Source organism: Klebsiella sp. LY (genome assembly GCF_004010915.1).
Lineage (GTDB): Bacteria > Pseudomonadota > Gammaproteobacteria > Enterobacterales > Enterobacteriaceae > Klebsiella > Klebsiella quasipneumoniae.
In genome coordinates, this window is sequence record NZ_CP022444.1 from 2,959,211 (window position 1) to 2,984,073 (window position 24,863).

General features: G+C 57.0%; 28 protein-coding genes. 14 read left to right on the forward strand and 14 right to left on the reverse strand.

Annotated features, from left to right (window positions below; translation table 11 throughout):
• Nucleotide 1 precedes the first annotated feature (1 nt).
• From ulaB to CE636_RS17385, 5 genes are read left to right on the forward strand one after another with little or no spacing between them, the layout of a single operon-like run.
• Nucleotides 2-307, forward strand: coding sequence for a PTS ascorbate transporter subunit IIB (gene ulaB, locus CE636_RS17365; protein ID WP_002885682.1), 306 nt, complete (start codon nucleotides 2-4; stop codon nucleotides 305-307).
• 9 nt (nucleotides 308-316) lie between these two features.
• A complete protein-coding gene (ulaC, locus tag CE636_RS17370) occupies nucleotides 317-784 on the forward strand; it encodes a PTS ascorbate transporter subunit IIA (protein ID WP_002885683.1) in 468 nt (155 codons plus the stop codon).
• 13 nt (nucleotides 785-797) lie between these two features.
• Complete coding sequence (gene ulaD, locus CE636_RS17375) at nucleotides 798-1,448, forward strand: 3-keto-L-gulonate-6-phosphate decarboxylase UlaD (RefSeq protein WP_017900592.1); 651 nt, start codon at nucleotides 798-800, stop codon at nucleotides 1,446-1,448.
• Between the two features lie 9 nt (nucleotides 1,449-1,457).
• Nucleotides 1,458-2,312, forward strand: a complete 855-nt coding sequence (locus tag CE636_RS17380) for an L-ribulose-5-phosphate 3-epimerase (RefSeq protein ID WP_017900591.1) — start codon at nucleotides 1,458-1,460, stop codon at nucleotides 2,310-2,312.
• Entirely contained in the window at nucleotides 2,312-2,998 is a 687-nt protein-coding gene (locus tag CE636_RS17385) for an L-ribulose-5-phosphate 4-epimerase (protein ID WP_017900590.1), read from the forward strand. The genes CE636_RS17380 and CE636_RS17385 overlap by 1 nt, the downstream gene beginning before the upstream one ends.
• 63 nt (nucleotides 2,999-3,061) lie before the next feature.
• Here the strand turns inward: CE636_RS17385 and CE636_RS17390 are convergent, their stop codons facing one another.
• Both CE636_RS17390 and CE636_RS17395 read right to left on the reverse strand, forming a co-directional pair.
• Complete coding sequence (locus tag CE636_RS17390; RefSeq protein ID WP_004206462.1) at nucleotides 3,062-4,255, reverse strand: MFS transporter; 1,194 nt, start codon at nucleotides 4,253-4,255, stop codon at nucleotides 3,062-3,064.
• 149 nt (nucleotides 4,256-4,404) lie between these two features.
• Complete coding sequence (locus tag CE636_RS17395; protein WP_004206463.1) at nucleotides 4,405-4,680, reverse strand: DUF1471 domain-containing protein; 276 nt, start codon at nucleotides 4,678-4,680, stop codon at nucleotides 4,405-4,407.
• A 341-nt stretch (nucleotides 4,681-5,021) separates the two neighbouring features.
• On the opposite strand from CE636_RS17395, the gene rpsF reads away from it, so the two are divergent.
• From rpsF to rplI, 4 genes are read left to right on the forward strand one after another with little or no spacing between them, the layout of a single operon-like run.
• Entirely contained in the window at nucleotides 5,022-5,417 is a 396-nt protein-coding gene (gene rpsF, locus CE636_RS17400; protein WP_002885691.1) for a 30S ribosomal protein S6, read from the forward strand.
• A 5-nt stretch (nucleotides 5,418-5,422) separates the two neighbouring features.
• Nucleotides 5,423-5,737, forward strand: a complete 315-nt coding sequence (priB, locus tag CE636_RS17405) for a primosomal replication protein N (RefSeq protein ID WP_002885722.1) — start codon at nucleotides 5,423-5,425, stop codon at nucleotides 5,735-5,737.
• A 4-nt stretch (nucleotides 5,738-5,741) separates the two neighbouring features.
• Nucleotides 5,742-5,969 carry a 30S ribosomal protein S18 gene (rpsR, locus tag CE636_RS17410; RefSeq protein WP_000135199.1) on the forward strand — a complete coding sequence of 76 codons (228 nt, stop codon included), beginning with the start codon at nucleotides 5,742-5,744 and terminating at the stop codon, nucleotides 5,967-5,969.
• Nucleotides 5,970-6,010: 41 nt separating this feature from the next.
• A complete protein-coding gene (gene rplI, locus CE636_RS17415) occupies nucleotides 6,011-6,460 on the forward strand; it encodes a 50S ribosomal protein L9 (protein ID WP_004206464.1) in 450 nt (149 codons plus the stop codon).
• A 108-nt stretch (nucleotides 6,461-6,568) separates the two neighbouring features.
• Here rplI and CE636_RS17420 read toward each other — a convergent pair whose 3' ends face one another.
• Nucleotides 6,569-7,243: a LysM-like peptidoglycan-binding domain-containing protein gene (locus CE636_RS17420; protein ID WP_017900589.1), complete on the reverse strand. Its 675-nt coding sequence runs from the start codon at nucleotides 7,241-7,243 to the stop codon at nucleotides 6,569-6,571.
• A gap of 219 nt (nucleotides 7,244-7,462) precedes the next feature.
• Between CE636_RS17420 and fklB the strand changes: the two genes are divergently transcribed.
• Both fklB and cycA read left to right on the forward strand, forming a co-directional pair.
• Nucleotides 7,463-8,083, forward strand: a complete 621-nt coding sequence (gene fklB, locus CE636_RS17425) for an FKBP-type peptidyl-prolyl cis-trans isomerase (RefSeq protein WP_002886687.1) — start codon at nucleotides 7,463-7,465, stop codon at nucleotides 8,081-8,083.
• Between the two features lie 305 nt (nucleotides 8,084-8,388).
• Complete coding sequence (cycA, locus tag CE636_RS17430; RefSeq protein ID WP_004206470.1) at nucleotides 8,389-9,792, forward strand: D-serine/D-alanine/glycine transporter; 1,404 nt, start codon at nucleotides 8,389-8,391, stop codon at nucleotides 9,790-9,792.
• A gap of 104 nt (nucleotides 9,793-9,896) precedes the next feature.
• Here the strand turns inward: cycA and ytfE are convergent, their stop codons facing one another.
• From ytfE to CE636_RS17450, 4 genes are all read right to left on the reverse strand, one after another.
• The gene (gene ytfE, locus CE636_RS17435; protein WP_004206471.1) at nucleotides 9,897-10,559 is read right to left on the reverse strand and encodes an iron-sulfur cluster repair protein YtfE; all 663 of its coding nucleotides are present in this window, start codon (nucleotides 10,557-10,559) and stop codon (nucleotides 9,897-9,899) included.
• Nucleotides 10,560-10,641: 82 nt separating this feature from the next.
• Nucleotides 10,642-11,613 carry a DMT family transporter gene (locus CE636_RS17440; RefSeq protein WP_004206472.1) on the reverse strand — a complete coding sequence of 324 codons (972 nt, stop codon included), beginning with the start codon at nucleotides 11,611-11,613 and terminating at the stop codon, nucleotides 10,642-10,644.
• A 75-nt stretch (nucleotides 11,614-11,688) separates the two neighbouring features.
• On the reverse strand, nucleotides 11,689-12,513 hold the full coding sequence (locus CE636_RS17445) for an AraC family transcriptional regulator (protein WP_017900588.1): 825 nt from the start codon (nucleotides 12,511-12,513) through the stop codon (nucleotides 11,689-11,691).
• 78 nt (nucleotides 12,514-12,591) lie between these two features.
• Entirely contained in the window at nucleotides 12,592-13,440 is an 849-nt protein-coding gene (locus CE636_RS17450) for an SDR family oxidoreductase (protein WP_017900587.1), read from the reverse strand.
• A gap of 90 nt (nucleotides 13,441-13,530) precedes the next feature.
• Between CE636_RS17450 and CE636_RS17455 the strand changes: the two genes are divergently transcribed.
• Nucleotides 13,531-13,902: a winged helix-turn-helix transcriptional regulator gene (locus CE636_RS17455; RefSeq protein ID WP_004206475.1), complete on the forward strand. Its 372-nt coding sequence runs from the start codon at nucleotides 13,531-13,533 to the stop codon at nucleotides 13,900-13,902.
• A 226-nt stretch (nucleotides 13,903-14,128) separates the two neighbouring features.
• Here the strand turns inward: CE636_RS17455 and cpdB are convergent, their stop codons facing one another.
• Nucleotides 14,129-16,072, reverse strand: a complete 1,944-nt coding sequence (gene cpdB, locus CE636_RS17460) for a 2',3'-cyclic-nucleotide 2'-phosphodiesterase (RefSeq protein WP_017900586.1) — start codon at nucleotides 16,070-16,072, stop codon at nucleotides 14,129-14,131.
• A gap of 191 nt (nucleotides 16,073-16,263) precedes the next feature.
• Between cpdB and cysQ the strand changes: the two genes are divergently transcribed.
• The gene (gene cysQ / locus CE636_RS17465) at nucleotides 16,264-17,007 is read left to right on the forward strand and encodes a 3'(2'),5'-bisphosphate nucleotidase CysQ (protein WP_017900585.1); all 744 of its coding nucleotides are present in this window, start codon (nucleotides 16,264-16,266) and stop codon (nucleotides 17,005-17,007) included.
• Here cysQ and CE636_RS17470 read toward each other — a convergent pair.
• The gene (locus CE636_RS17470; RefSeq protein WP_004206478.1) at nucleotides 16,997-17,554 is read right to left on the reverse strand and encodes a YtfJ family protein; all 558 of its coding nucleotides are present in this window, start codon (nucleotides 17,552-17,554) and stop codon (nucleotides 16,997-16,999) included. The two genes, cysQ and CE636_RS17470, sit on opposite strands and share 11 nt — an antisense overlap.
• Nucleotides 17,555-17,878: 324 nt before the next feature.
• Here CE636_RS17470 and CE636_RS17475 point away from each other — a divergent pair, with 324 nt between their 5' ends.
• Nucleotides 17,879-18,085 carry a DUF1107 domain-containing protein gene (locus CE636_RS17475; RefSeq protein ID WP_002886707.1) on the forward strand — a complete coding sequence of 69 codons (207 nt, stop codon included), beginning with the start codon at nucleotides 17,879-17,881 and terminating at the stop codon, nucleotides 18,083-18,085.
• A 61-nt stretch (nucleotides 18,086-18,146) separates the two neighbouring features.
• Here the strand turns inward: CE636_RS17475 and araC are convergent, their stop codons facing one another.
• The 5 genes from araC to msrA all read right to left on the reverse strand — a co-directional run bounded on the left by araC (nucleotide 18,147) and on the right by msrA (nucleotide 24,667).
• Entirely contained in the window at nucleotides 18,147-19,019 is an 873-nt protein-coding gene (gene araC / locus CE636_RS17480; RefSeq protein ID WP_004206480.1) for an arabinose operon transcriptional regulator AraC, read from the reverse strand.
• Between the two features lie 30 nt (nucleotides 19,020-19,049).
• Nucleotides 19,050-21,059, reverse strand: coding sequence for a beta-galactosidase (locus CE636_RS17485; protein WP_017900584.1), 2,010 nt, complete (start codon nucleotides 21,057-21,059; stop codon nucleotides 19,050-19,052).
• 18 nt (nucleotides 21,060-21,077) lie between these two features.
• Nucleotides 21,078-22,310: an oligosaccharide MFS transporter gene (locus CE636_RS17490; RefSeq protein WP_017900583.1), complete on the reverse strand. Its 1,233-nt coding sequence runs from the start codon at nucleotides 22,308-22,310 to the stop codon at nucleotides 21,078-21,080.
• A 200-nt stretch (nucleotides 22,311-22,510) separates the two neighbouring features.
• On the reverse strand, nucleotides 22,511-23,848 hold the full coding sequence (locus CE636_RS17495; RefSeq protein ID WP_004206485.1) for a hemolysin family protein: 1,338 nt from the start codon (nucleotides 23,846-23,848) through the stop codon (nucleotides 22,511-22,513).
• A gap of 180 nt (nucleotides 23,849-24,028) precedes the next feature.
• Nucleotides 24,029-24,667 carry a peptide-methionine (S)-S-oxide reductase MsrA gene (msrA, locus tag CE636_RS17500; RefSeq protein ID WP_004206486.1) on the reverse strand — a complete coding sequence of 213 codons (639 nt, stop codon included), beginning with the start codon at nucleotides 24,665-24,667 and terminating at the stop codon, nucleotides 24,029-24,031.
• Nucleotides 24,668-24,863 lie beyond the last annotated feature (196 nt).

Consider the following 24,863-nt stretch of genomic DNA (forward strand, 5'->3'; position numbering starts at 1 on the left):
TATGACCGTACGTATTCTGGCTGTGTGTGGTAACGGGCAAGGCAGTTCCATGATCATGAAAATGAAGGTGGACCAGTTTCTGACGCAATCCAACATCGACCACACGGTAAACAGCTGCGCGGTAGGTGAATACAAAAGCGAGCTGAACGGCGCGGATATCATCATCGCTTCAACCCATATCGCGGGGGAGATTACCGTCTCCGGTAATAAACATGTGGTGGGCGTGCGTAACATGCTTTCGCCAGCGGATTTCGGTCCCAAGCTGCTGGAGGTGATTAAAGCTCACTTCCCGCAGGACGTGAAATAAGGAGCGGCCATGAAACTTCATGAATCGCTGGCGCAGAACCACTCCATCCGCCTGCAGGCGGAAGCGGAAACCTGGCAGGAGGCGGTAAAAATCGGCGTCGATCTGCTGGTGGCCGCCGACGTCGTGGAACCGCGCTACTACCAGGCAATCCTCGACGGCGTCGCGCAGCACGGCCCCTATTTTGTGATCGCTCCGGGATTAGCCATGCCGCACGGGCGGCCGGAAGAGGGCGTCAAAAAAACCGGCTTTGCGCTGGTCACGCTAAAGAAACCGCTAATTTTCAACCACGAAGATAACGACCCGGTCGACATCCTGATCACCATGGCGGCGGTTGACGCCACCACCCACCAGGAAGTGGGCATCATGCAGATCGTTAACCTGTTTGATGATGAAGCCAATTTCGACCGTTTACGCGCCTGTCGCAGCGAGCAGGAAGTGCTGGATTTAATTAAAAACGCCACCGCGGCGGCTGTTTAAAAGGAACACTATCATGTCATTACCTATGTTACAGGTCGCACTGGACAACCAAACGCTGGCCAGCGCCTACGAGACCACCCGCCTGATCGCCGAAGAGGTGGATATCATTGAAGTCGGCACCATCCTTTGCGTCGGGGAAGGGGTGCGTGCGGTGCGCGATCTGAAAGCGCTGTACCCGCATAAAATTGTGCTGGCGGACGCCAAAATCGCCGACGCCGGCAAGATTCTGTCGCGGATGTGCTTTGAAGCCAACGCCGACTGGGTCACGGTGATCTGCTGCGCCGATATCAATACCGCCAAAGGGGCGCTGGATGTCGCCAAAGAGTTCAACGGCGACGTTCAGATCGAGCTAACCGGCTTCTGGACCTGGGAGCAGGCGCAGGCATGGTGCGAGGCGGGCATCCAGCAGGTGGTCTATCACCGCAGCCGCGACGCGCAGGCGGCGGGCGTGGCGTGGAGCGAGGCGGATATCAGCGCAATTAAGCGTCTGTCCGATATGGGCTTCAAAGTGACCGTCACCGGCGGCCTGGCGCTGGAGGACCTGCCGCTGTTCGCTGGCATCCCCATCCACGTCTTTATTGCCGGGCGCAGCATCCGCGATGCCGCTTCGCCGGTGGAAGCGGCGCGCCAGTTTAAACGCTCTATCGCCCAGCTGTGGGGTTAAGGAGCGGCTATGTTGGCGAAACAAATTCCGCTCGGCATCTATGAAAAAGCGCTCCCCGCCGGGGAGTGCTGGCTGGAGCGGCTAAAGCTGGCGAAAGCGCTGGGCTTTGATTTTGTGGAAATGTCCCTCGATGAAACGGACGCTCGCCTTGCGCGGCTGGACTGGAGCCCGGAGCAGCGTCTGGCGCTGGTCAAGGCGGTGGCCGAAACCGGCGTCCGGGTGCCATCGATGTGCCTGAGCGCCCATCGCCGTTTTCCACTGGGCAGCGAAGATGACGCGGTGCGTCTTCAGGGGCTGGAAATCATGCGCAAAGCCATCCAGCTGGCGCAGGATGTCGGGATCCGGGTGATCCAGCTGGCAGGTTACGACGTCTATTACCAGCAGGCGAACGATGAGACGCGGCGCCGCTTTCGCGATGGCCTGAAAGAGAGCGTCGAGATGGCCAGCCGGGCCCAGGTAACCCTGGCGATGGAGATTATGGACTACCCGTTGATGAACTCGATCAGCAAAGCGCTGGGCTACGCCCATTACCTGAATAATCCGTGGTTCCAGCTTTATCCCGATATCGGCAATCTGTCGGCGTGGGATAACGACGTCCAGATGGAGCTGCAGGCCGGCATGGGGCACATCGTGGCGGTGCACGTCAAAGATACCCGGCCCGGCGTCTTTAAAAACGTGCCGTTCGGCGAAGGGGTCGTCGATTTTGAACGCTGCTTCGCAACCCTCAAACAGACCGGCTACTGCGGCCCGTATCTGATTGAGATGTGGAGTGAAAGCAGCGCGGATCCGCTAGCGGAAGTGGCGAAGGCGCGCGACTGGGTGAAAGCGCGGATGGCCCGCGCCGGGCTGATGGAGGCGGCGTAATGCAACAACTGAAACAGCAGGTGTTCGAGGCCAATATGGATCTGCCGCGCTACGGCCTGGTGACCTTCACCTGGGGCAATGTCAGCGCGATTGACCGGCAGCGCGGGCTGGTGGCGATCAAACCCAGCGGCGTGGCCTACGACGCCATGACCGTCGATGACATGACGGTGGTCGATCTGCAGGGCAACGTGGTGGAAGGACGCTGGCGTCCCTCCTCTGATACCGCTACCCATCTGGCGCTCTATCGCCGTTATCCCGGCCTTGGCGGGGTGGTGCATACCCACTCGACGCACGCTACCGCCTGGGCGCAGGCGGGGCTGGCGATCCCGGCGCTCGGCACCACTCATGCGGACTATTTCTTCGGCGATATCCCTTGCACCCGGGCGCTTAGCGCGCAGGAGGTGGATGAGGGCTACGAGCTGAACACCGGGAAGGTGATTATCGAAACGCTGGGCGAGGCAAACCCGTTGCATACGCCGGGGATCGTCGTCTATCAGCACGGGCCGTTCTCCTGGGGGAAAGACGCCCACGAGGCGGTGCACAATGCGGTGGTGATGGAAGAGGTGGCGCGCATGGCGTGGATTGCCCGCGGCATTAATCCGCGGCTGCAGCCGATTGACAGCTGGCTGATGGAAAAACATTTTCTGCGTAAACACGGGCCGAACGCCTACTACGGGCAGAAGTAAACGACGCGCTCCGGGGCTTTCACCGTCACGGTGAAACAACTGGTCTGACCCCGGAGCCGTTTTTTAGCCCTGACGATAAGCTGAGGGCATAGCGCGCATGCCGATGAGCGTGACCACGCAAATTATCGCGCCAGCGTAAAACGTCGAAGCGGCGCCGAAGGTTTCCCACAGCACTCCGGCGCAGGTACTGGCCAGCAACAGCGCCAGGCCGCTCATCAGGTTGAACATACCGAACGCCGTGCCGCGTAGCTCCGGCGGCGCCGTATGGGCGACCATCGCCGCCAGCAGTCCCTGAGTCATCCCCATGTGAATTCCCCATAGCGCGACCCCGACCAGCAGCGTGCTCCAGTGGCCGCTGAGGGCCAGCACGATATCGGCGAGGATCAGCACCAGCAGTCCCCACTGCAGCAGTTTGCTGTGGCTCATGCTGTCAGAGAGCTTGCCGAACGGGTAGGCCGTAACGCTGTAGACGAGGTTCATCGCCACCATCACCAGCGGAATAGTAAACAGCGGGATCTCCATCTGCTGGGCGCGCAGCACCAGAAAGGCTTCGCTGAAGCGGGCAAGGGTGAAGATGCTACCGATGGCGACCACCCACCAGTAGGCGGCGGAGAGCTTTTGCAGATTTTCGCGCTTCAGCGGATTACTGCGTTTATGACCGATGGCGGATTTTGGCTCCTGCAGACCAAAACCCAGCAGGAGAATGGAGAGCACGGCGGGAATAACCGCCACCCAGAATATGGCGTGAAAATCGTTGGCCCAGATAAACATCAGCAGCACAGCCAGCAGCGGGCCGAGAAAGGCGCCAATGGTATCCAGCGCCTGACGCAGCCCGTAGGCGGCGCCGCGGATCTCCGGTGGGGTGACGTCGGCGACCAGCGCGTCTCGCGGCGCGCCGCGAATGCCTTTGCCTACGCGGTCTATCATGCGGGCGCTAAACACCACGCCGGCGGTCGGGGCGATGGCAAACAGCGGCTTGCTGAGCGCGCCCAGGCCGTAGCCCAGCAGCGCCAGCCCTTTGCGCTTGCCGACGTAGTCGCTGATCGCGCCGGAGAAGACTTTCAGGATCAGGGCGGTGGCTTCCGCCAGCCCCTCGATAAGACCGATAATGATCACGCTGGCGCCGAGGGTGGTGGCCATAAACAGCGGTAAGAGACTGTGGATCATCTCGGACGACACATCCATCAGCAGGCTGACGCCGCCGAGCACCCAAACGCCTTTGGGGATGCGGCCTAAGGTGGCGAAACGCGGAACCATCCATTACTCCTGATTATCAAAAAACAGACTGATGATTAAATCAGGTTGCAATGACGCTGATAAGTCGGTTTATAAAATAATTCTCAATTGCGTTTAGGTGAAGGTTTCGCTTCGCCCCTCGCGAGGAGAGGCGAAGAATGGGCCCGGCGTTAGCGGTATATCACCGCGCTGGCGCGAAGCGGGCCGTTGGTTTCTGGTTCATGCATCAGGATGGGCTGGAAGTATTTCGCCCCCTGCGCATCGCTCAGCTGGCTAAGGGCCTGTTCAGCCTCGTGCTCAGTGGCCATATTATGATTGATATAGATAACGCCGAGGCTCTGCACGTCGTCCATGTTGCGGGCCTGTCGTTCGGTGATTTGGATAGCTGCCAGCGCGTTGGCGCTGAAGAAAAGCGCAGCCATCATGGCGATGATTTTCAGTTTCATATACTACGCTCCTGACTGACAGTCCTGACGCTGACTCGGGGGCTCTCCTGTGGTCGTTGGGCTTTGATATAAGTGTAATCGCTGCGCGTTCGTCGCATGGCGACCTTTTCTGATGCAGTTGTTCAAAAAAATGCCGCTTCCTTTGCTGGTTAATTTTAAATCACCCACTTAGCGCAACTTGACGCATAGTGCGAATTATTTGTGCAAATGCGCTTGTGTTCCTGGGGGGCCGCCATTAGAATGACGCGTCAATTTTTCAGCCGCCCTTTAACACGTTCCTTGCCTCCATGGGCCGCGGCTGACCCAGACAGGAGGCTGAATAATCCGTAAGGAGCAATTCGATGCGTCATTACGAAATCGTTTTTATGGTCCATCCTGACCAGAGCGAACAGGTTCCGGGCATGATCGAACGTTACACTGGTGCAATCACTGCAGCAGCAGGTACGATCCACCGTCTGGAAGACTGGGGCCGCCGTCAGCTGGCTTATCCGATCAACAAACTGCACAAAGCTCACTACGTTCTGATGAACGTTGAAGCGCCGCAGGAAGCGATCGATGAGCTGGAAACTAACTTCCGCTTCAACGACGCCGTTATCCGCAGCATGGTAATGCGTACTAAGCACGCTGTTACCGAAGCATCTCCGATGGTTAAAGCGAAAGACGAGCGCCGTGAGCGTCGCGAAGATTTCGCCAACGAAACCGCAGATGATTCTGAAGCTGGGGATTCTGAAGAGTAATCCTGATGACCAACCGTCTGGAGCTGTCCGGCATTATTTGCAGGACTCCACTTCGTAAGGTCAGCCCGTCAGGAATTCCTCACTGCCAGTTCGTGCTTGAGCATCGTTCAGTGCAGGAGGAAGCCGGTTTTCACCGGCAGGCATGGTGTCAGATGCCCGTTATTATTAGCGGTCACGAGAACCAGGCCATTACTCACAGTATAACGGTCGGTAGCGCAGTAACCGTTCGAGGGTTCATCTCTTGCCATAAGGCAAAGAACGGCTTGAGCAAAATGGTTCTGCATGCCGAGCAGATTGAATTGATAGATTCTGGAGACTAGCCATATGGCACGTTATTTCCGTCGTCGCAAGTTCTGCCGTTTCACCGCGGAAGGCGTTCAAGAGATCGACTATAAAGATATCGCTACGCTGAAAAACTACATCACCGAAAGCGGTAAGATTGTCCCGAGCCGTATCACCGGTACCCGTGCAAAATATCAGCGTCAGCTGGCACGCGCTATCAAACGCGCTCGCTACCTGTCCCTGCTGCCGTACACTGATCGTCATCAGTAATCGGTCACGGTCCATTAATACGACTTTGAGAGGATAAGGTAATGCAAGTTATTCTGCTTGATAAAGTAGCAAACCTGGGTAGCCTGGGTGATCAGGTTAACGTTAAAGCGGGCTATGCTCGTAACTTCCTGGTCCCGCAGGGTAAAGCTGTTCCTGCTACCAAGAAAAACGTTGAATTCTTCGAAGCGCGTCGCGCTGAACTGGAAGCCAAACTGGCTGACGTTCTGGCAGCTGCTGAAGCTCGTGCTGCGCAGATCAACGCCCTGGAATCCGTAACCATCGCGTCTAAAGCTGGCGACGAAGGTAAACTGTTCGGTTCCATCGGTACTCGCGACATCGCTGACGCTGTCACTGCAGCAGGCGTTAAAGTTGCTAAGAGCGAAGTTCGCCTGCCGAACGGCGTTCTGCGTAACGTTGGCGAGCACGAAGTGGACTTCCAGGTTCACAGCGAAGTATTCGCTAAAGTTATCATCAACGTGGTTGCTGAGTAATCGGCATCTGACGTTCTGGTAACAACAAACCGCCGGCCTTGTGCCGGCGTTTTGCTTTCCAGAGCCCTTCATTTTGCGGCGGCGTAACGCTCGCTGTCGTCTTCTCTGCTAGCGCGCACGCACAAAACTGCCATTCGACTGGCGGGTAAACAGCACCTGCTGACCGTTGCCGGTATCAATAGTGAGCCCGGTGACCACGCCGTTGGCGTTCTGCCGAATCTGCACCGTCTGTCCGCTCTGCAACGTGCTTAATGGTTTACCTGCGCCTTCAACCTGCGCCATGGCGTAGACGTCGGTGGCCGGCAGCCCATGATCGCGGAACAGCTGGGCCAGGGTTTTGCCTGACTCGATGCGATAGGTTCGCCACTGTTGCTCAATGCCCGGCGCGGACTGCTGCGATGAGGATTGATAGGGCTGGGAGGCAGTGGGCTGCTGCGTTTGCGCCTGGTCCGGTTGCTCATCCTGAATCGGCTCCGGGGCGACCGGTGCCATCTGGTCGGCATCGCTCACGGTAGGCGTATTGGTGATCGGCGGCAGGGGAACAGCCTGATTGCCGCCAGCTTGCGGCTGGGACTGCGACTGCAGATTCAGGTTTGCTTCACGGCTGGTGGTCGCCGGGTTTTGGCTATCGTCAGAGGGAAGCAGAATGCCGATGATAACCAACAGGAAGCCAGCGATAATTCCCCGGCGGTGCATCGGGGGCAGTGGGTCCAGGAGGCGAAAATGATCCGGGGCGTGCCAGATTTTCGCCAGGGTAGATGTCAGTTCAAAGCGCCCGGGCATGGCTTTCCTCCTGCTCCGCATATTTTTATCCTGCATATGAGTATAGATGGCTAACGTCCTGATGACCGGAACAAAGTGAAGTTAACCTGATGCCGCCTATTGTTTCTTTTTCGCTGAGATTTGTCATCATCCGCCGACAAAGTTTTACCCATTTCGCTATGGCTGTTATGCTTCCGGACGCTTTTCTCTTGATGTTTATCACCCAAAAAAGGAACAAAGATGGCAACCCCAACTTTTGACACTATCGAAGCGCAGGCAAGTTACGGTATCGGCTTGCAGGTTGGACAACAGCTGAGCGAATCCGGCCTGCAGGGGCTGCTGCCGGAAGCGTTGGTGGCGGGTATCGCCGATGCGCTGGAAGGTAACCAGCCGCAGGTGCCGGTAGAAGCCGTCCACCGTGCGCTGCGTGAAATCCACGAGCGCGCCGACGCCGTGCGTCGCGAGCGTTTCCAGGCGATGGCCGCTGACGGCCAGAAGTACCTTGATGAAAACCGCGAGAAAGAGGGTGTGAACAGCACCGAGTCCGGCCTGCAGTTCCGCGTGCTGACCCAAGGCGAAGGCCCGATCCCGGCCCGTACCGACCGCGTACGCGTGCACTACACCGGCAAACTGATCGACGGCACCGTCTTCGACAGCTCCGTCGCCCGCGGCGAACCGGCAGAGTTCCCGGTGACCGGCGTAATCGGCGGCTGGATTGAAGCGCTGACCCTGATGCCGGTAGGTTCCAAATGGGAACTGACCATCCCGCACAACCTGGCCTACGGCGAGCGCGGCGCTGGCGCGTCGATCCCTCCGTTCAGCACCCTGATCTTCGAAGTTGAACTGCTGGATATTATCTAAACAGCAGAGGCTTCCTCTTCCCCAGCGGCGGGGGAAGCCACAAAAATAGCGTAAAATCCTTAAGTTAAAAATTAATTGGAATTATGTTTTGCATTCATCGCATATGGGTGTATTTTTGTGAGCTATTTCGCGTTAGATGAGTGATATAACACTCACTTTAAACATAAAATTAACATTATATCTAAATCATAGTATTCATCCCTCCGATTCTTACCTAATATCGACTAGCCCTTGCTGGGGTTAATGACAGACGACAGGCCATCAGAGCCTGAACAACACAGACAGGTACAACAGGAAGAAATCACATGGTAGATCAGGTTAAAGTCGCTGCTATCGAGCAGGAGCCGACTGAACAATCGCTACGGCGAAATCTCACAAACCGACATATTCAGCTGATTGCAATTGGCGGGGCGATCGGCACTGGATTATTTATGGGTTCTGGCAAAACCATCAGCCTTGCCGGGCCATCCATTATTTTTGTTTATATGATTATCGGTTTTATGCTGTTTTTCGTTATGCGAGCCATGGGCGAATTACTGCTGTCGAACCTCGAATATAAATCCTTCAGCGACTTCGCGGCCGATCTGCTGGGCCCCTGGGCGGGCTACTTTACCGGCTGGACCTATTGGTTCTGCTGGGTGGTGACGGGGATGGCGGACGTGGTGGCGATCACCGCCTACGCGCAGTTCTGGTTTCCCGGACTCTCCGACTGGGTCGCGTCGCTGGCGGTGATCCTGCTGCTGCTGGGCCTGAACCTTGCCACCGTCAAAATGTTTGGCGAAATGGAGTTCTGGTTCGCGATGATCAAAATCGTCGCCATCGTGGCGCTGATCGTGGTCGGCCTGGTGATGGTCATGATGCATTTTAAATCGCCGACCGGCGTCGAAGCCTCTTTCGCGCATCTGTGGAATGACGGCGGCTGGTTCCCTAAAGGGCTGAGCGGCTTCTTCGCCGGCTTCCAGATTGCGGTATTCGCCTTCGTGGGGATTGAGCTGGTCGGTACCACTGCGGCTGAGACCAAAGACCCGGAAAAATCCCTGCCGCGGGCGATTAACTCCATCCCGCTGCGTATCATTATGTTCTACGTCTTCGCATTGATTGTGATTATGTCGGTGACGCCGTGGAGCTCCGTGGTGCCGAGCAAGAGCCCGTTCGTTGAGCTGTTCGTGCTGGTCGGTCTGCCGGCGGCGGCGAGCCTGATTAACTTCGTGGTGCTGACTTCCGCAGCCTCCTCAGCCAACAGCGGCGTCTTCTCCACCAGCCGTATGCTGTTCGGTCTGGCGCAGGATGGTCAGGCGCCGAAGATGTTCGCCAAACTGTCGAAGCGTGCGGTGCCGGCGAAGGGCTTAACCTTCTCCTGCATGTGCCTGCTGGGCGGTGTGGTGATGCTGATGGTCAACCCGAGCGTGATCGCCGCGTTCACCATGATCACCACGGTGTCGGCGATCCTGTTCATGTTCGTCTGGACGATTATCCTTTGCTCTTACCTGGTCTATCGTAAAAAGCGTCCGCAGCTGCACGAGAAGTCCAAGTATAAGATGCCGCTGGGCAAATTAATGTGCTGGGTGTGCATGGCCTTCTTCGTCTTCGTACTGGTGCTGTTGACCCTCGAAGATGATACCCGTGAAGCGCTGATGGTCACCCCGCTGTGGTTTGTTCTGCTGGGTGCGGGCTGGCTGTTTGCCGGCAAAAAACGTCTGGCGAAATAAACGAAAATTTTAACGTTGCTTGCAACGGATCGTCATAAAAAAGGCCACTCAAAGTGGCCAAATAAGACGGACAATGTCGAGGGCGCCTGCGGGCGCCTTTTTCTTTACTGACCGGCGAGGGCACGCGGGAACAGCACGTTATTTTCCAGACTGATGTGCTCCATCAGATCGTCGATCATCTCGTTGATACCGTTATACATTGCCTTCCAGGTGGTGCAGGCTTCCGGCGGCGGCGTCACGTTATGGGTGATATGTTTGATTACCTCCAGCAGTTCGCCCGCTTCATCATGCTCGCTTTCCATTACGCCGATCGGGCCCCCGGCCTGGGCGCCCATCCCCTGTTTGATCATCGGAAACAGGATCTGCTCCTCTTTCATCATGTGGCTGGAGAGCTCCTGCTGCAGCATGGTCAGGTACTTCGTCAGACCTTTCGGCACATTCGGTTTATCGGCGTGGACCCGTTCAACCTTGGTGGCCTGCAGGATCAGCTCCGGCAGCTGTTCGCGGTGCCGGTCATGATAGCGAACGATGATATGGTCGATGATCTCCGCCAGAGGCGCCGCGCGCCAGTCGCGGGTGATAGGCTCCCCGGCCAGTTTCTCCAGCTCGGCTTCAATCACCGCGACATCCAGCGCTTTGCGCGATGCGGCGCGCGCCAGCGTCTGTTTGCCGCCGCAGCAGTAATCCATATCGTATTGACGGAACAGGGCGGAGGCGCGCGGGATGGTCAGCGCCAGCTCGCCTAAAGGTTGGTCACGGAAAGCCATAGCAGTTACCTCGTCATCAGGAATATAAGATGTATTTTAAATGCATCTTTTTGGCGAGGGAATACCCCTTAATAGGGCCCGGCTACTTTTTTTCGTTCGTCAGCGGTTGCAACGTCGGTTTTTCCGGCCTGGCGCGGACGGCGGAGACCACGCCGAGCACCAGCAGCAGGATACCGCTCAGGGTCAGCAGCGGCGGTAAACTTTGCCGCAACAGAAAGGTATACAGAAGCCCGGCCAGGGTTTCGAAAACGATAAGCGGCCCGAGGATCACCGTCGGTAATCGTTGACTGGCAATATTCCAGCACAGCGCGCCGACCCATGAGCAGAGCACCGCGATGGCCAGCATCAGCGTAATAAACACCGCCGGGCGCGGGCCGAAGGGCAGGGGGAACCCGGCCTGCTGACCGTGCAGCCAGGCGCAGGCGGCGAGATAGCCGGCCAGCGAAACCGGAAGCGTCACCAGCGCCTGAGCGGTAGCCCACATCATCGGCGGTTGATGCGGGTTCTCCCGAAGCCAGCGGGCGTTGCGCAGGGCATACCAGGCCCAGCAGACCACCGACCCCAGCGCCAGCGCAATGCCGGAGCCGTAGCGCCACGGGCTAAAATCAGGCAGCCCCTGGCGCAGTTCCGCGACGTTAACGCAGATCAGGCCGACGGCGATGCAGACCAGCGCCGGAAACAGGCGCCGCCATGGCAGCTTTCCGTCGCGCTGGCTGTAGAGCAGATTGGCGAAGACCGGCAATACCACCGGCAGCGTGCCGATAATCATGGTGGAGACCGGCGCCCCGGTACGCTGAATGGCGCTGGCCAGGCAGACGTAATAGATAAGATTTCCCATCATCGTCAGACCCAGCGCGGTCCACCAGTCGTTCCGGCTCAGCTGGCGCAAACGCGCGCGCCCGAGCCATGCCAGCGGCAGGGCGATCAGACCCAGCGCCAGATAGCGTCCCATCGACTGCAGCATCGCCGGATACTCTGGCACCAGCAAAGGCCCGACGAAAATTAAACCCCACATCAGCCCCGCCAGCAGGGCGTACAACACACCACTAATCATCATTGCATCCATTGTCATCACTGTTGTCTGCAGTGTAGAAGGAGGCCGGGCGGGAATATTGTATGAGATTGCGCATCAGCGCCTGGCGACCTGCTTCTGATAGCGTACCGGCGTAATGCCGTAACGCTGGGTGAAGGTGCGGGTCAGGTGAGACTGGTCGGTGAGGCCGACGGCTATCGCCACTTCGGCGGCGGGCATGCCGTGGGTGAGAAACGCTTTGGCGCGCCACAGGCGGATGGCCATCAGCATCTGATGGGGCGTTACGTGATAGTGGGCTTTAAACTGGCGCTGAAAGTGGTACGGGCTCAGCGCCGCCACCTGCGCCAGCTCGTCGAGGGTGATGGGGCGCATATAGTTATCATGCAGGTAGTCGCGCACGCGGTCGAAGCGATGCCCGGCCTCACCCTGCGCCGAGGCATGGTGGGCCAGAGGGCGGAAGGTGTCGATGAGGTCGAGCAGCATTCCCTGCTGGGCCAGCGCATCTTCGCTGTGCCACAGACCGTAAATCAGCTGGCCAATCCGCCGGGACCGCAGGGGATCCTCGCGGACCACCTCGCTGAACCACCAGTCGCGCACCCCGGTGATGGCTTCCAGACGGTCGGGCTCCAGATAAATCATCCGGTAGCGCCAGCCGTCGGCGGTTTCCGCTTCGCCGGTGTGCAGCTCGTCGGGATTCATGGTGACAATGGCATTGGCGGCGGCGATGTGCTGACTGCCGCGGTAGCGAAAGCGCTCGGCGCCCTGCTCAATCACGCCAATGCCGAAAGCTTCGTGGGTATGGGGTTCAAAGGCGTAGCGGGAGATATGGGCGTGGTAAAGCTCTACCCCGGGCAGCTGTTCGAGATGGCGAAAGCGCGCGCGATCTTTTTCATCACTAAATTGGGGTGGTACGCCCTGCATGCCTGCCTCCCGACGATTAATCTCTTCAATATGAGAGAGGAACCGCCGGGACGCAACCGCAAAAGCTGAGAGGGGCGGTTACAGAATGCCTTTCACGCTTTCGGCAAGGGAGGTGGTCGGACGGCCGATCAACGTACTCAGGGTGCGGCTGTCGTCAAACAGCCCGCCTTTCGAGGCGCCGACGTCGGAGTCTGCCAGCATATCGGCCAGACCCGCCGGCAGGCCGACGCTTTTCAGCGCGGCGACGAAGTCGGCTTCGCTGAGATTTTGGTAGACCACGTTTTTACCGCTTTGCTTGCTCAGCTCAGCAGCCAGGTCGCTCAGCGTCCAGGCGTTATCACCCGCCAGTTCATAAACTTTCCCTGCATGGCCTTCACCGGCGATAACGCGGGCGGCCGCGGCGGCATAATCTGCGCGGGTAGCGGAGGCAATTTTACCTTCGCCGGCGGCGCCGATAAACACGCCGTGCTCCAGCGCCGGCGGCGCGCTGGCCAGATAGTTTTCAGTATACCAGCCGTTACGCAGCAGGGCGTAAGCGATACCCGAGTCGGCCAGCATCTGCTCAGTTGCAATATGCTCTGCGGCCAGGCCCAGCGGCGAAGTGTCGGCGTGCAGCAGGCTGGTGTAGGCGATGAACTTCACCCCAGCGGCTTTGGCGGCGTTGATGACGTTGCGGTGCTGTACGGCGCGCTGGCCGACTTCGCTGGAGGAGATTAACAGCAGTTTATCCACGCCCTGCAGCGCGGCGGTCAGCGCCGCTTCGTCGCTATAGTCGGCCTGGCGGACGACAACGCCCTGCTGGCTGAGAGTCTGGGCTTTGGCCGGGTTGCGGACAATCGCCACAATCTGGCCGGCAGGGACGGTTTTAAGCAGGTCTTGCAGAACGTAGTGGCCAAGCTGGCCGGTGGCACCGGTAAGAGCGATCATTAGTCTTCTCCTTCGTGTTTAGTGGCAGTTGTGGTAAGCTAACACCTTAACTAACTTTTAGTAAGTACGTACAAAAAGGTAAGTGTGAAAATGGCCGAACCGACGCTGAGCGAGAAACTGCGCAATGGCAATTTGTTTGCGGAACAGTGCCCGTCGCGCGATGTGCTTAAACATGTCACCAGCCGCTGGGGCGTGTTGATTCTGGTGGCGCTGCGCGAAGGAACTCATCGCTTCAGCGATCTGCGGCGCAAAATGGGCGGAGTCAGCGAAAAGATGCTGGCGCAGTCGCTGCAGGCCCTGGAGCAGGATGGTTTTATCGACCGCGTCTCTTATCCGGTGGTGCCGCCGCACGTTGAATATAGCCTGACGCCGCTCGGCCTGCAGGTGAGCGAGAAGGTGGCGGCCCTGGCGGACTGGATCGAGGTTAATCTGCCGGCGGTGCTGGCTAGCCACGAGGAGTGAAAATGTATTACTCCCTGTAGCCCCGGTAAGCGCAGCGCCACCGGGGAGATGTTCCCGGATAGCGACTGGCGCCTTATCCAGGCTATCCTTCAGCTCCGGTTTGTAGCCCCGGTAAGCGCAGCGCCACCGGGGAGATGTTCCCGGATAGCGGCTGGCGCCTTATCCGGGCTACCCGTCAGCTCCGGTTTGTAGCCCCGGTAAGCGCAGCGCCACCGGGGAACAGGGATTACTGACTCAAATCCAGCTGATAAATGGCGAAGCCGATATCATCGGTGGTCACCTGGCGCATCGGATATTGGGCTTTCTCTTTGATAAACGCCGCGGCTTTGTCGCCAGGCGAGGTCTCAAAACGAATATCCAGCGGCGTCTTACTGTGGATCGGCGCCAGACGCCAGTTGTTATCCGCCGCCGGATGGATCGCGCTATCCTTCTTCGATTGCGCGCCAATCCATGCCGCCAGCACTGAACGGTTTTCATCCGGTGAGGCGAAGGCGATATGGCTTTCGCCGGTGCCAGCGAATTTACCGCCGTACGCGCGATAGTTATTGGTGGCGACCAGGAAAGTGGCCTGCGGATCGACCGGTTTGCCGTTGAAGGTCAGGTGCTTAATACGCTCTGCCTGCGGATGGATCATCTGACATTCGCCGTCGTAGCGGGCCGGCTGAGTGACGTCGATCTGGTAGTTCACCCCGTCAATCACGTCGAAATTATAGGTGCGGAAGCCGTCCCAGTTGATCAGCGACTGCGGCTTGCTGCTGGTCGGGTCAATCTGGTTAAACTGCCCGGCGGAGCACTCCAGCCACTCCTTGACCTCCTTCCCGCTGACCTTCATCACCACCAGGGTGTTCGGGTAGAGATAGAGGTCGGCGGCGTTGCGGAAGGTAAGCTGGCCTTTTTCCACTTCCACGAAGCTCGCCGGATCGTTTTTACGCCCGCCGACTTTAAACGGCGCGGCAGCGGAGAGTACCGGTAGTTTCGCCAGATCCGGGTCGCCCTGAATGTAGTGTTCAACGTAGGCTTTCTGCGCCATGTTGACTACCTGCACCGTCGGGTCGTCCTGCACCAGCGCCAGATAGCTGTACATGTTGTCGGCGGACTTGCCGATCGGCTTACTGACGAACTCGCGAGTAGCGTCGTGATCGGCTTTCAGCACCGCCACCAGCTTACCGTCTTCGTCCGCCAGCGATTTCTTCGCCACCGCGTCGTAGATTGGCCGTGCTTCCGCTTTACTCTGAGTCACCTGCCATTTGCCGCTGTCGTTGTTCAGCACCAGATCGACCACCCCGAGATGATCGCCCCACATTCCCGGCATCACCGCCGGTACGCCGTTCAGCGTCCCTCTGGCGATATCCGCGCCTTTAATGGTGGCGAAGTCTTTGCCTGGGAATACCGCGTGGGCGTGGCCGAACATGATGGCGTCAACGCCGGGCACCTGGCTTAAGTAGTAGACTGAGTTCTCGGCCATCGCCTGATACGGGTCGGCGGAGAGGCCGGAGTGAGCGACCACTACCACCACATCAGCCCCTTTCGCCCGCATCTCCGGGATATATTTGCGCGCGGTTTCGGTAATGTCGTTGACCGTCACTTTGCCGCTAAGATTGGCTTTATCCCAGGTCATGATCTGCGGCGGCACAAAGCCGATATAGCCGATGCGCAGGGTGTGGGATTGACCTGCGCTGTCCTGAACCGGGGTATCCTTGATCAGGTACGGGGTGAACAGCGGTTTGCCGGTTTTGGCATCGATGATATTGGCGTTCACGTAGGGGAATTTCGCCCCGGCTAGCGCCTTGTGCAGGAAGTCGAGGCCATAGTTGAATTCATGGTTGCCCAGGTTGCCGACGGCATAATTCAGGGTATTCATCGCCTTATACACCGGATGAACATCGCCCTCTTTCAGTCCCTTGGCGGCCATGTAGTCGCCCAGCGGGCTCCCCTGGATGACATCCCCGTTATCCACCAGTACGCTGTTTTTCGCTTCTGCCCGCGCCTGTTCAATCAGGGTGGCGGTACGCACCAGGCCGAATTTCTCCGTGGCGGCATCTTTGTAATAGTCAAAGTCCATCATATTGCTGTGCAGATCGGTGGTTTCCATGATCCGCAGGTCGACCGTTGCGGCGTTGACGCTGGCGGCGATCAGCGTGGCCAGGAGCGTTGCGCTAAACTTAATCATCAGAGGCGTCCTTTTTTATGAGCGATAGCACAGAAGAAAATGTATTTATATTCTGTTGCTTACAGAAATGTGAATCTTGCCAGAAAAGCGGGCAGAGAAACCGCCATCGTTATCACAGATAGCGGAACTTGCGGTGATGCGATATAAATAAAACAACAAGTTAACGCCACTGTAACCAGACGAGGTGGAGAATGTTAGAACAAGTATGTCAGCTTGCACGGAACGCGGGCGATGCCATCATGGAAGTTTACGATGGAAACCAGCCGATCAACGTCGCCAGCAAGAAAGATGATTCTCCGGTCACGGCGGCGGATATCGCGGCGCATAAAGTCATTGTCAGCGGCCTGCAGGCGCTGGATGCCACCATTCCCATTCTGTCGGAAGAGGACCCGCCGGCCTGGGAAGTGCGCCAGCACTGGCAGCGCTACTGGCTGGTCGACCCGCTGGACGGCACCAAAGAATTTATTAAGCGTAACGGCGAGTTCACCGTTAATATCGCGCTGATTGAAAACGGCAAGCCGACGCTGGGCGTGGTCTATGCGCCGGTGATGAAGGTGATGTACAGCGCGGAAAAAGGCAAAGCCTGGAAAGAAGAGTGCGGCGTGCGCAAGCAGATCCAGGTCCGCGATGCCCGTCCACCGCTGGTGGTGATCAGCCGCTCCCATGGCAACGATCCGGAGCTGCAGGAGTACCTTGAGCAGCTGGGCGAGCACCAGACCACTTCCATCGGCTCCTCGCTGAAGTTCTGCCTGGTGGCGGAAGGCCAGGCCCAGCTCTATCCGCGCTTCGGGCCGACCAGCACCTGGGACACCGCCGCCGGCCATGCCGTCGCGGTCGCCGCCGGGGCGCATGTTCACGACTGGCAGGGCAAAACCCTCGACTACACGCCGCGTGAATCCTTCCTCAATCCCGGCTTCCGGGTCTCTATTTATTAAGCAATTTATGCAGCAGGTCGATCACCTGCTGCACCTCTTGCTGAGTGAGCGCGCCGTCTTTGGCCCACTGGATGCGCCCGCTCTTATCCAGCACCACAATCGCCGAGCTCTTCTCGTCCAGCTGCCAGGCTTTTCGCACCAATCCATTGCTGTCGACGATAAATTGCGACCATGGGAAGAGCTTTTTATTGCTTTCGATACTGTTGCGCACAAACATACCGGTGCCCGGGATGGCATCGTCGGTATTGACGATGGTGGTGGTCTGATAGCGATCGTGCGGGAAGCCCGCCGCTTTAATCGCCTCGATCAGATTGGCATTTTTCTCTTTTGCTGACGAGCGTCCGGCGATGTGCTGGACGACGCGCACTTTTCCCGCCAGCTGCGAGCTATTCCAGTTTTTATAGCTAAACTTATCATTATCCAGAATTAATTCGCCCCGATCCGCGACGCCGACCGGCGCCACGCGCTGGCCATCGACAAAGTTATGCGCTGAGGCCAGCAGCGGCACGAGGAGTAACGAGGCGGCCAGTATGCTACGTAGGGTCATACGGTTTCCTTAATCATTTTTTGTGCAGGTGATCCGACCACTTGGTCTCGTTTAATCATAAGTGCGATTGGTGGTGATTACCCGCAATGAGGATGCCAGTTTGCGTGTTGACGCACAAATTAGTCGAAAAACGGCGACTTATACTTACTTCATCGTATGTCTGAAACGAAAATTCTGAATTATTGTCATCAAAGGGTAAATAAACTTATACATACTGGGTCCCTCTGAGATTCTGGACTATAGTTTTAGGGCATTAAAATTTGCGCTCCCGATACGTGGGCTAACTGTGGCACCACAGGAGCGTAACCCTGGCAGGAGAGAAGAATGAAAATTTTCCAACGCTACAATCCGCTGCAAGTGGCGAAGTACGTGAAGATCCTGTTTCGTGGACGGTTGTACATCAAGGACGTTGGCGCATTTGAATTTGATAAGGGCAAAATCCTTATCCCGAAGGTCAAGGACAAGCTGCATCTGTCAGTGATGTCCGAAGTCAATCGTCAGGTGTTGCGTCTGCAAACTGAGATGGCATAACCTGAAACGTAGCAGTACGTAGTAGGTAAAAGACGGCTCCCGATGGGAGCCGTTGATGTTTTTAGCCCTTCATTTCCGCATAGCGTTTGCGATATTCGCCCGGTGGAATACCGTTATGTTTACGAAACAAGCGGGTGAAATAGACCGGATCGCTGTAGCCTACCGATAAAGCAATTTTGTTAAGCGGGAGCGAGGTGCTCTGAATAAGCCACCTGGCGCGGTTGATGCGTTGCGTTTCCCGCCATGCATAAACCGTTTGCCCCAGTTCATTTTTGAAAAGGTGCGCCAGACGTGAAGGGGAGATAAATACCATCGCCGCCAGGGTCTCGATTTTTACCTCCTGCGCAATATGGGCGTTGAGGTAGTCGCAGACGGCGTTAATCCGTGGGTCGTGGGCGTGACGGTTGCTGATGGGCTGTCGCTGAAAACAGTGAAGGATCAATCTTTCCAGGGCGTTCATCGCCAGCGCTTCCGACAGCGGCGCGGATGCCGAGTGATGGCGTATCACTTCGTAGAACAGATCGCGCAGCTGCTGGAGCTGTTCGGGATCGTTAATGGTTGTTTTGCCGATACCGTGAGTAGTTTGGTCCCACTTTAGCCAGTCTATCCAGTAGGGGCGGGGGATAAAGTAGATCCACAGATGGTCCCAATACTCGCTGTGCTCGTCCCTGCCGTAGTGATGGGGCACCCCGGGAGGAAACAGCAGCAGATCGTTTTCCCGGCACAGAAGGAAGCCATCGCCCGCCTTCGCCCGCGCCTGGCCGCGCAGGGTCAGATTAATGATGTAACCTTTCATCCCCTGCGGGCGGTTAATGTAGTAGTCCAGCGTGGAGCCGCGGGTAATCGGCGTGAAGCCTGCGACGACCCAGGCATTGAAGGTAAAGGTCTTCATCAATGGCGAGAAATTGAGTAGCTCATTGATATCCAGTTCCATTCTCTCTCCCACCTGAGCGCCGCCGCGTCGTTAGCTTTCGATGATAGTAAATTCCCAGGCCCTGAGGCGCAACGGCTGGCCGACGTATATTGTCTCCCCGCTCAGCAGCGCGCTACCCGCGGTCTCGCTGACAAATTCCAGCGTCTCGCCGGAGTAATTGAACAGGAAGTGGATGGTTTTCCCGGCGCGATTACGCATTTTTTTGACCACTAATGGGAAGCGATAGGCGGAAGTGCGCGAGCGCAATGCGATATCGGCGGTTAGTACATCAAATAGCTGGCTAATCAATCCCTTCTGCGGCAGGAAGCCAACATACATCGCTCGTCCCCGGCCATAATCCGCTTCGGTGGCGGCGGCGTATTCGCCCCATGCCGGATGCTGATAGCGCAGCAAGGTGCGGGTCCCATCATCGGGCGTCAGCAATTCCATCCACAGCTCAGCCTGATTGTCATTGCGGCAATCAATCTCTGCACAGCAAGAGCTTACCGTCGTCCCTTCCGGCAGGGTGAACTGGCTGTAGCTGACGCCGCAGCTCTGCCGCAGGATCCCAGGCTGCGCGCTGCGGCGTACCTTGACGTTTTCATCGCTAAAGCCCGATTTAAAGCCGATAAGCGCTCTGCCGCCCTCGGCGATATAGTGATTGATACGCGCCAGCAGGCCATCATCGGCAGCGTACAGGCCGGGAACGATCAGCACTCGGTAGCGCGAGGTTTCCTCGTTTACATCGTGGATGATGTCGAGGCTGATATTGTGGTCATACAGCGCATCGTGGAAGCGGCGAAAGATATCGTTATAAATGTTGCCCTCGGCATCGCCAGGACGGAAGTGATTGAGGGCGTCCATTGCCTCATTGCTTATCAGCAGCGCAACGTCGTTTTCGGCCTTCAGCTCCGCCAGCTGCGGCGACAGGCGGGCAAAGTCAGCCCCGATAGTGGTGGCCTCCTGCCAGGTCGGGTTACGCGAGAAGTCGTGGCTGAGCAGCCCCTTCCAGTAGGTTTCGAAGGCGTTATGAATCGAATGCCAGTGCCAGTAGGAGACCATGGCGGCGCCGGAGGCGATATGGCTGAACGCCTGCAGGCGCAGCTGGCCCGGGTAGGGAGTCCACTGGGCGAAGCCCTGCGCCTGGGTTTCCAGCACGAAGTAGTTCTGGCCCGGCTTAAGCGAGCGGGTGATGGCGCCGCCAAAGGCGATTTCCCGCCCGGTCAGGTGTGCCTGGCTCGGGTGATAGATATCGACGCCGGCGATATCCAGCGCCTGCGCCGCCGCAAAATGGTCGACCCGCGGCTGCACGCCGTAAGAGTAACCGCGCCATTCAAAATCGAAGTTGTGGGTGACGAACTGGTGCGGTTGGGCGTACTCGCGCACAATCTCCGCCTGCCAGGCCAGATACTCGGTGACCTGCTGGCGCTGATAGCGGGAGAAGGCGCAGGCGAGGCTGGCGTTGATGGTGTTTTCCACCGGCGGAAAATCCTGCCAGCGGTCAATGCGGTTGCTCCAGTAATCCAGACCGAAATCGTGATTCAGTTGTCGGAGGTCTGGATATTTCTCCTGCAGGCTGCGCACGAAGCCCTCCTGCATATAGCGGCCAATATTGTCGTAATGCTTGGTTTCGTTATCCAGTTGCCAGCCGATAATCGCCGGATGGTGTTGCACATGGGCCATCAGCGTGCGGATAATTTTTTCGGCATAGCGGCGAAAGGTCGGGTTGACGATATCCATGATCTGCCGCGGACCATATTTTTGCTGCCCCGCGACGGTGGTGACCAGAATATCGGGATGTTTCGCCGCCAGCCAGGCCGGGACCGCGTAGGTGGGCGTCCCGACGATGACCGCAATGCCGGCCTCATGCATCGCCTCGAGCACCCGGTCGATATGGTAGAAATTGTACTGGCCCTCTTCGGGCTCCAGTGTACTCCATGTGGACTCGGCGATACGCACCACGTTAATGCCGGTTTCGCGCATTAAGGCGATATCGCTGGCCAGCCGATCTTCCGGCATATATTCATCGTAATACGCCACGCCATAAAATAACTGAGACATGCAGACTACCTCCTGACATTAATTCGCGGGCACAGGTTGTGAAGAGAACACGCGTGCTTTATCCAGCGTGATAAACGAAATGAGCGTGAAGCACAGGGCGATACTACCGAGCACGATATAGCTGCTGGTAAAGCCCATGCTCTGGTACATATGGCCGATGCCGGTGGAGAGAAAAATAGAGCTAAAGCTTTTTGAAAACTGGAAGCCAATTAAGTAAACCGTCGCGGAAAGCAGGGGGTTAAAGTTAGCGGTAATGTATTTAAGCGCCGCGACGAGTAACACCGAGCTTTCAAATCCATGGAGTAGTTTAATCAGGCTGATGGATACCGGGCCAATAGCCCACGCGGAACCGATAATGCGCAAGCTCATAATCAGCCCGCAGTATAACAGCGCATTTTTCGGGCCGATTTTATTCACAAACCATGGTGCAAAGAACATCACGATAGCATCAAGGAAAATCTGACCCGTGGTTAAATAACCGAAGACTTCTGCACCCCGGGCTTTACTCTCAAAGAAATGGCTGTAGTAGATAGCGAACTGCTGGTCATAGGTTTCATAGACCGCCCCGACGCCAATGACATAGAGGGCGAAGAACCAGAATTTTTTAATTTTTAACAACGAGACGGCATCGCGGAGGGTAACCGGCGACGTTTTGCCGGACAGCAGCCCCTGCTTTTGATGGGTGCTGATCTGCATTTTCCAGACAATCACCAGCAGGCAGACGCCTGCTGCGCTGGCCAGCCAGAAAATCATGTTCTGATCGATGCCGTAGAGCTTTCCTGCCGCAAAGGTGCCGATCGCGGCGCCGATGCCGCCGAACATCCGCGCCCGACCAAATTCGAAGCCGGAGGCGCGGCTGACCTTATCGATGTAGGCTTCGCAAATCCCGCAGCCTGCGCCGTAGGCCATGCCAATATAGAGGCCGCCAGCCAGCGCGCCGAGGAACACATTTATTTTTAACAGAGGCGCGAAGACATAGATCCAGTATGGAGCGAATAAGGTGATAATGATCGCCAGCATCCACATCAGATTCTTACGATACACCAGCTTATCCGATATAAAACCGAATAATGGCTGAACGCAGACGGCCACAATGGCAGTGAAAGAATAAACCAGACCGACGTCCGTGTAGTTAATACCGATGGTTTCCGTTAACCACAGTGATAAATAGGGGTAGCAGCATCCCCAGCCTATAAAGAAAAACAGGAAAAACAGACAGCTGATAAAGTAATTTTTATTCGACGTTATCATGGTAACCCTCGCTTCCTTTATTCAGGAATATGATCGTGTAGACGCGAGCAACGTTACCTTTTTGCGCACGGGGGAGTCATAAACGTTTCGCTATCGAGCAGTAATAATCTGCTATCGGCAGTGGGGCGTGAGCCGCTTCACATTCGGGCAATAAAAAGGGCGGATGATCATCCGCCCTTAAGAGAGAGAAAGGATTACGCTCAGGCGTTCTGGCTTTCCGCCGCTTCCGCCTGCTTGGGCACCAGCACCGTGGGCTTGTTATCGATGCGGGTCACCAGCAACTGGTCGATACGGTAGTTATCGATATCCACGACCTCGAACTTATAGCCGGAGAACTTCACCGCGTCGGTGCGTTTGGGGATTTTACGCAGCATAAACATCATAAAGCCGCCGATGGTCTCGTAGTTCCCGGACTGCGGAAACTCGTCGATATCCAGCACGCGCATCACGTCATCAATCGGCGTACCGCCATCGATTAGCCACGAGTTTTCATCGCGGGCGACGATCTGCTCTTCCAGCCCCTGGCCGACGAGGTCGCCCATCAGAGTTGTCATCACGTCGTTAAGGGTGATGATCCCGACCACCAGCGCATATTCATTCATGATCACCGCAAAGTCTTCCCCGGCGGTTTTGAAGCTTTCCAGCGCTTCGGACAGGGTCAGGGTATCCGGGACGATCAACGTGTTGCGGATCTGCACGCCGCCGGTCAGCACCAGGCTCTGGTTCGCCAGCACGCGGTTCAGCAGATCTTTTGAATCGACGTAGCCGATAATGTGGTCGATATCTTCATTACAGACGAGGAACTTCGAGTGCGGGTGTTCGGCCACTTTATTCTTCAGGCTCTGCTCGTCTTCATGCAAATCAAACCAAATGACGCTTTCACGCGGGGTCATGGAGGAAGGAACGGTGCGGGACTCCAGCTCAAAGACGTTCTCAATCAGCTCATGCTCCTGCTTGCGCAGCACCCCGGCCAGCGCGCCGGCTTCGACCACGGCATAGATATCGTCGGAGGTGATATCGTCTTTGCGCACCATCGGCAGTTTGAAGATGCGGAAGATCATGTTGGCCATGCCGTTAAACAACCACACCAGCGGGCGGAAGACTAACAGGCAGAAGCGCATCGGGTTGATGATGCGCAGGGCCACAGTTTCGGGCGCAATCATACCGATGCGTTTCGGAGTCAGGTCAGCAAACAGGATGAACAAGCTGGTGACCAGGGTAAAAGAGATGATGAAGCTCAGTTGCTCGGAGAGCTCCGGTGACAAATACCCGCTGAGCAGGCTATGAAACGCCGGGGAGAAGGCCGCGTCGCCCACGATACCGCCAAGAATGGCGACGGCGTTGAGGCCAATCTGCACGACGGTAAAGAAGGTGCCCGGGTTCTCCTGCATCTTCAGCACCCGCTGTGCGTTGACGTTGCCTTCATCGGCCAGCAGTTTCAGTTTGATTTTACGTGAGGCGGCCAGTGAGATTTCCGATATCGAAAAAAACGCACTGACGGCTATCAGACAGAGTATTACTAAAATACTGTTTAACATATCTTTTCTGACCGTTGAGGTCAGATCCTCGGAAGGGAAGTTGATAACTTAAATGTGGAATACATAAAAAACCGGTCCGAAGGCGCTGGACCGGCTGTCACACTGGGTAGTATAGCGTAAGGGAATGTAAAGCCGCCAGAGCGTTCATTAACCGCCTCGCTGTTGAGGCGGAAATCAGAATTACGCCTGAGGCGGCAGGCAGACGCCAATGCCGCCAATGCCACAATAGCCGTGCGGGTTCTTATACAGATACTGCTGGTGATCGTCCTCGGCATAGTAGAACGGTTTGGCGGTGGCGATCTCGGTGGTGATGTGACGGGTATCGTGCGCGTCGTTCATCGCCGCCTGGAAGCGCGCGAGGCTGGCCTTTGCCGCTGCCGTCTGTTCCGGCGTCAACGGATAGATCGCCGAACGGTACTGGGTGCCGAGGTCGTTACCCTGTCGCATGCCCTGCGCGGGGTCGTGATTTTCCCAGAACACCTGCAATAACTGCTCATAGCTGATGACCTGTGGATCGTAGACCACGCGCACCGCTTCCGCGTGACCGGTCTGGCCGCTGCACACTTCGCGATAGGTCGGATTGGGCGTATAGCCGCCAGTGTAGCCGGCGGCGGTGCTGTAAACCCCCGGCAATTGCCAGAACAGACGTTCAACTCCCCAGAAGCAGCCCATGGCGAACAGTGCCACTTCCATCCCCGCCGGGACGTTGGTCATCGAGTGGCCGTTAACTGCGTGGAGCGTCGCCACTGGCATCGGGGTATTGCGTCCAGGCAGCGCATCCGCCTGGGCGACAAGATGCGTTTTATCAAATAGACTCACGGTGGGCCTCTCAATACAGAAATCGTCGTTAAGGTTGTAACGAAGCGTGTCTTTTAACACAATAAATACGCGTAATACGTCTAGATTAATACATAAGAATTATTTGGGTTATTGCCACTTTTTCAACCCTAAGTTGTTAGGGTTTTGTTAAGCCGTGGAGCGGCGCCAGTGTTTCCTGTAGGGGGAAACAGGGATA

Excerpts from the sequence above, each read along its gene's own strand:
- CE636_RS17445 (WP_017900588.1), bottom strand. The coding sequence starts at position 12,513 with ATGCAGGGCGTACCACCCCAATTTAGTGATGAAAAAGATCGCGCGCGC.
- cpdB (WP_017900586.1), bottom strand. The coding sequence starts at position 16,072 with ATGATTAAGTTTAGCGCAACGCTCCTGGCCACGCTGATCGCCGCCAGC.
- CE636_RS17475 (WP_002886707.1), top strand. The coding sequence starts at position 17,879 with ATGAAAATTTTCCAACGCTACAATCCGCTGCAAGTGGCGAAGTACGTG.
- ulaC (WP_002885683.1), top strand. The coding sequence starts at position 317 with ATGAAACTTCATGAATCGCTGGCGCAGAACCACTCCATCCGCCTGCAG.
- CE636_RS17450 (WP_017900587.1), bottom strand. The coding sequence starts at position 13,440 with ATGATCGCTCTTACCGGTGCCACCGGCCAGCTTGGCCACTACGTTCTG.
- rpsF (WP_002885691.1), top strand. The coding sequence starts at position 5,022 with ATGCGTCATTACGAAATCGTTTTTATGGTCCATCCTGACCAGAGCGAA.
- CE636_RS17380 (WP_017900591.1), top strand. The coding sequence starts at position 1,458 with ATGTTGGCGAAACAAATTCCGCTCGGCATCTATGAAAAAGCGCTCCCC.
- CE636_RS17440 (WP_004206472.1), bottom strand. The coding sequence starts at position 11,613 with ATGATTAGTGGTGTGTTGTACGCCCTGCTGGCGGGGCTGATGTGGGGT.
- rplI (WP_004206464.1), top strand. The coding sequence starts at position 6,011 with ATGCAAGTTATTCTGCTTGATAAAGTAGCAAACCTGGGTAGCCTGGGT.
- rpsR (WP_000135199.1), top strand. The coding sequence starts at position 5,742 with ATGGCACGTTATTTCCGTCGTCGCAAGTTCTGCCGTTTCACCGCGGAA.
- CE636_RS17395 (WP_004206463.1), bottom strand. The coding sequence starts at position 4,680 with ATGAAACTGAAAATCATCGCCATGATGGCTGCGCTTTTCTTCAGCGCC.
- CE636_RS17470 (WP_004206478.1), bottom strand. The coding sequence starts at position 17,554 with ATGACCCTACGTAGCATACTGGCCGCCTCGTTACTCCTCGTGCCGCTG.
- CE636_RS17385 (WP_017900590.1), top strand. The coding sequence starts at position 2,312 with ATGCAACAACTGAAACAGCAGGTGTTCGAGGCCAATATGGATCTGCCG.
- CE636_RS17485 (WP_017900584.1), bottom strand. The coding sequence starts at position 21,059 with ATGTCTCAGTTATTTTATGGCGTGGCGTATTACGATGAATATATGCCG.
- cycA (WP_004206470.1), top strand. The coding sequence starts at position 8,389 with ATGGTAGATCAGGTTAAAGTCGCTGCTATCGAGCAGGAGCCGACTGAA.
- priB (WP_002885722.1), top strand. The coding sequence starts at position 5,423 with ATGACCAACCGTCTGGAGCTGTCCGGCATTATTTGCAGGACTCCACTT.
- ulaD (WP_017900592.1), top strand. The coding sequence starts at position 798 with ATGTCATTACCTATGTTACAGGTCGCACTGGACAACCAAACGCTGGCC.
- CE636_RS17495 (WP_004206485.1), bottom strand. The coding sequence starts at position 23,848 with ATGTTAAACAGTATTTTAGTAATACTCTGTCTGATAGCCGTCAGTGCG.
- CE636_RS17490 (WP_017900583.1), bottom strand. The coding sequence starts at position 22,310 with ATGATAACGTCGAATAAAAATTACTTTATCAGCTGTCTGTTTTTCCTG.
- CE636_RS17455 (WP_004206475.1), top strand. The coding sequence starts at position 13,531 with ATGGCCGAACCGACGCTGAGCGAGAAACTGCGCAATGGCAATTTGTTT.
- araC (WP_004206480.1), bottom strand. The coding sequence starts at position 19,019 with ATGGAACTGGATATCAATGAGCTACTCAATTTCTCGCCATTGATGAAG.
- CE636_RS17390 (WP_004206462.1), bottom strand. The coding sequence starts at position 4,255 with ATGGTTCCGCGTTTCGCCACCTTAGGCCGCATCCCCAAAGGCGTTTGG.
- ytfE (WP_004206471.1), bottom strand. The coding sequence starts at position 10,559 with ATGGCTTTCCGTGACCAACCTTTAGGCGAGCTGGCGCTGACCATCCCG.
- ulaB (WP_002885682.1), top strand. The coding sequence starts at position 2 with ATGACCGTACGTATTCTGGCTGTGTGTGGTAACGGGCAAGGCAGTTCC.
- CE636_RS17420 (WP_017900589.1), bottom strand. The coding sequence starts at position 7,243 with ATGCCCGGGCGCTTTGAACTGACATCTACCCTGGCGAAAATCTGGCAC.
- cysQ (WP_017900585.1), top strand. The coding sequence starts at position 16,264 with ATGTTAGAACAAGTATGTCAGCTTGCACGGAACGCGGGCGATGCCATC.
- fklB (WP_002886687.1), top strand. The coding sequence starts at position 7,463 with ATGGCAACCCCAACTTTTGACACTATCGAAGCGCAGGCAAGTTACGGT.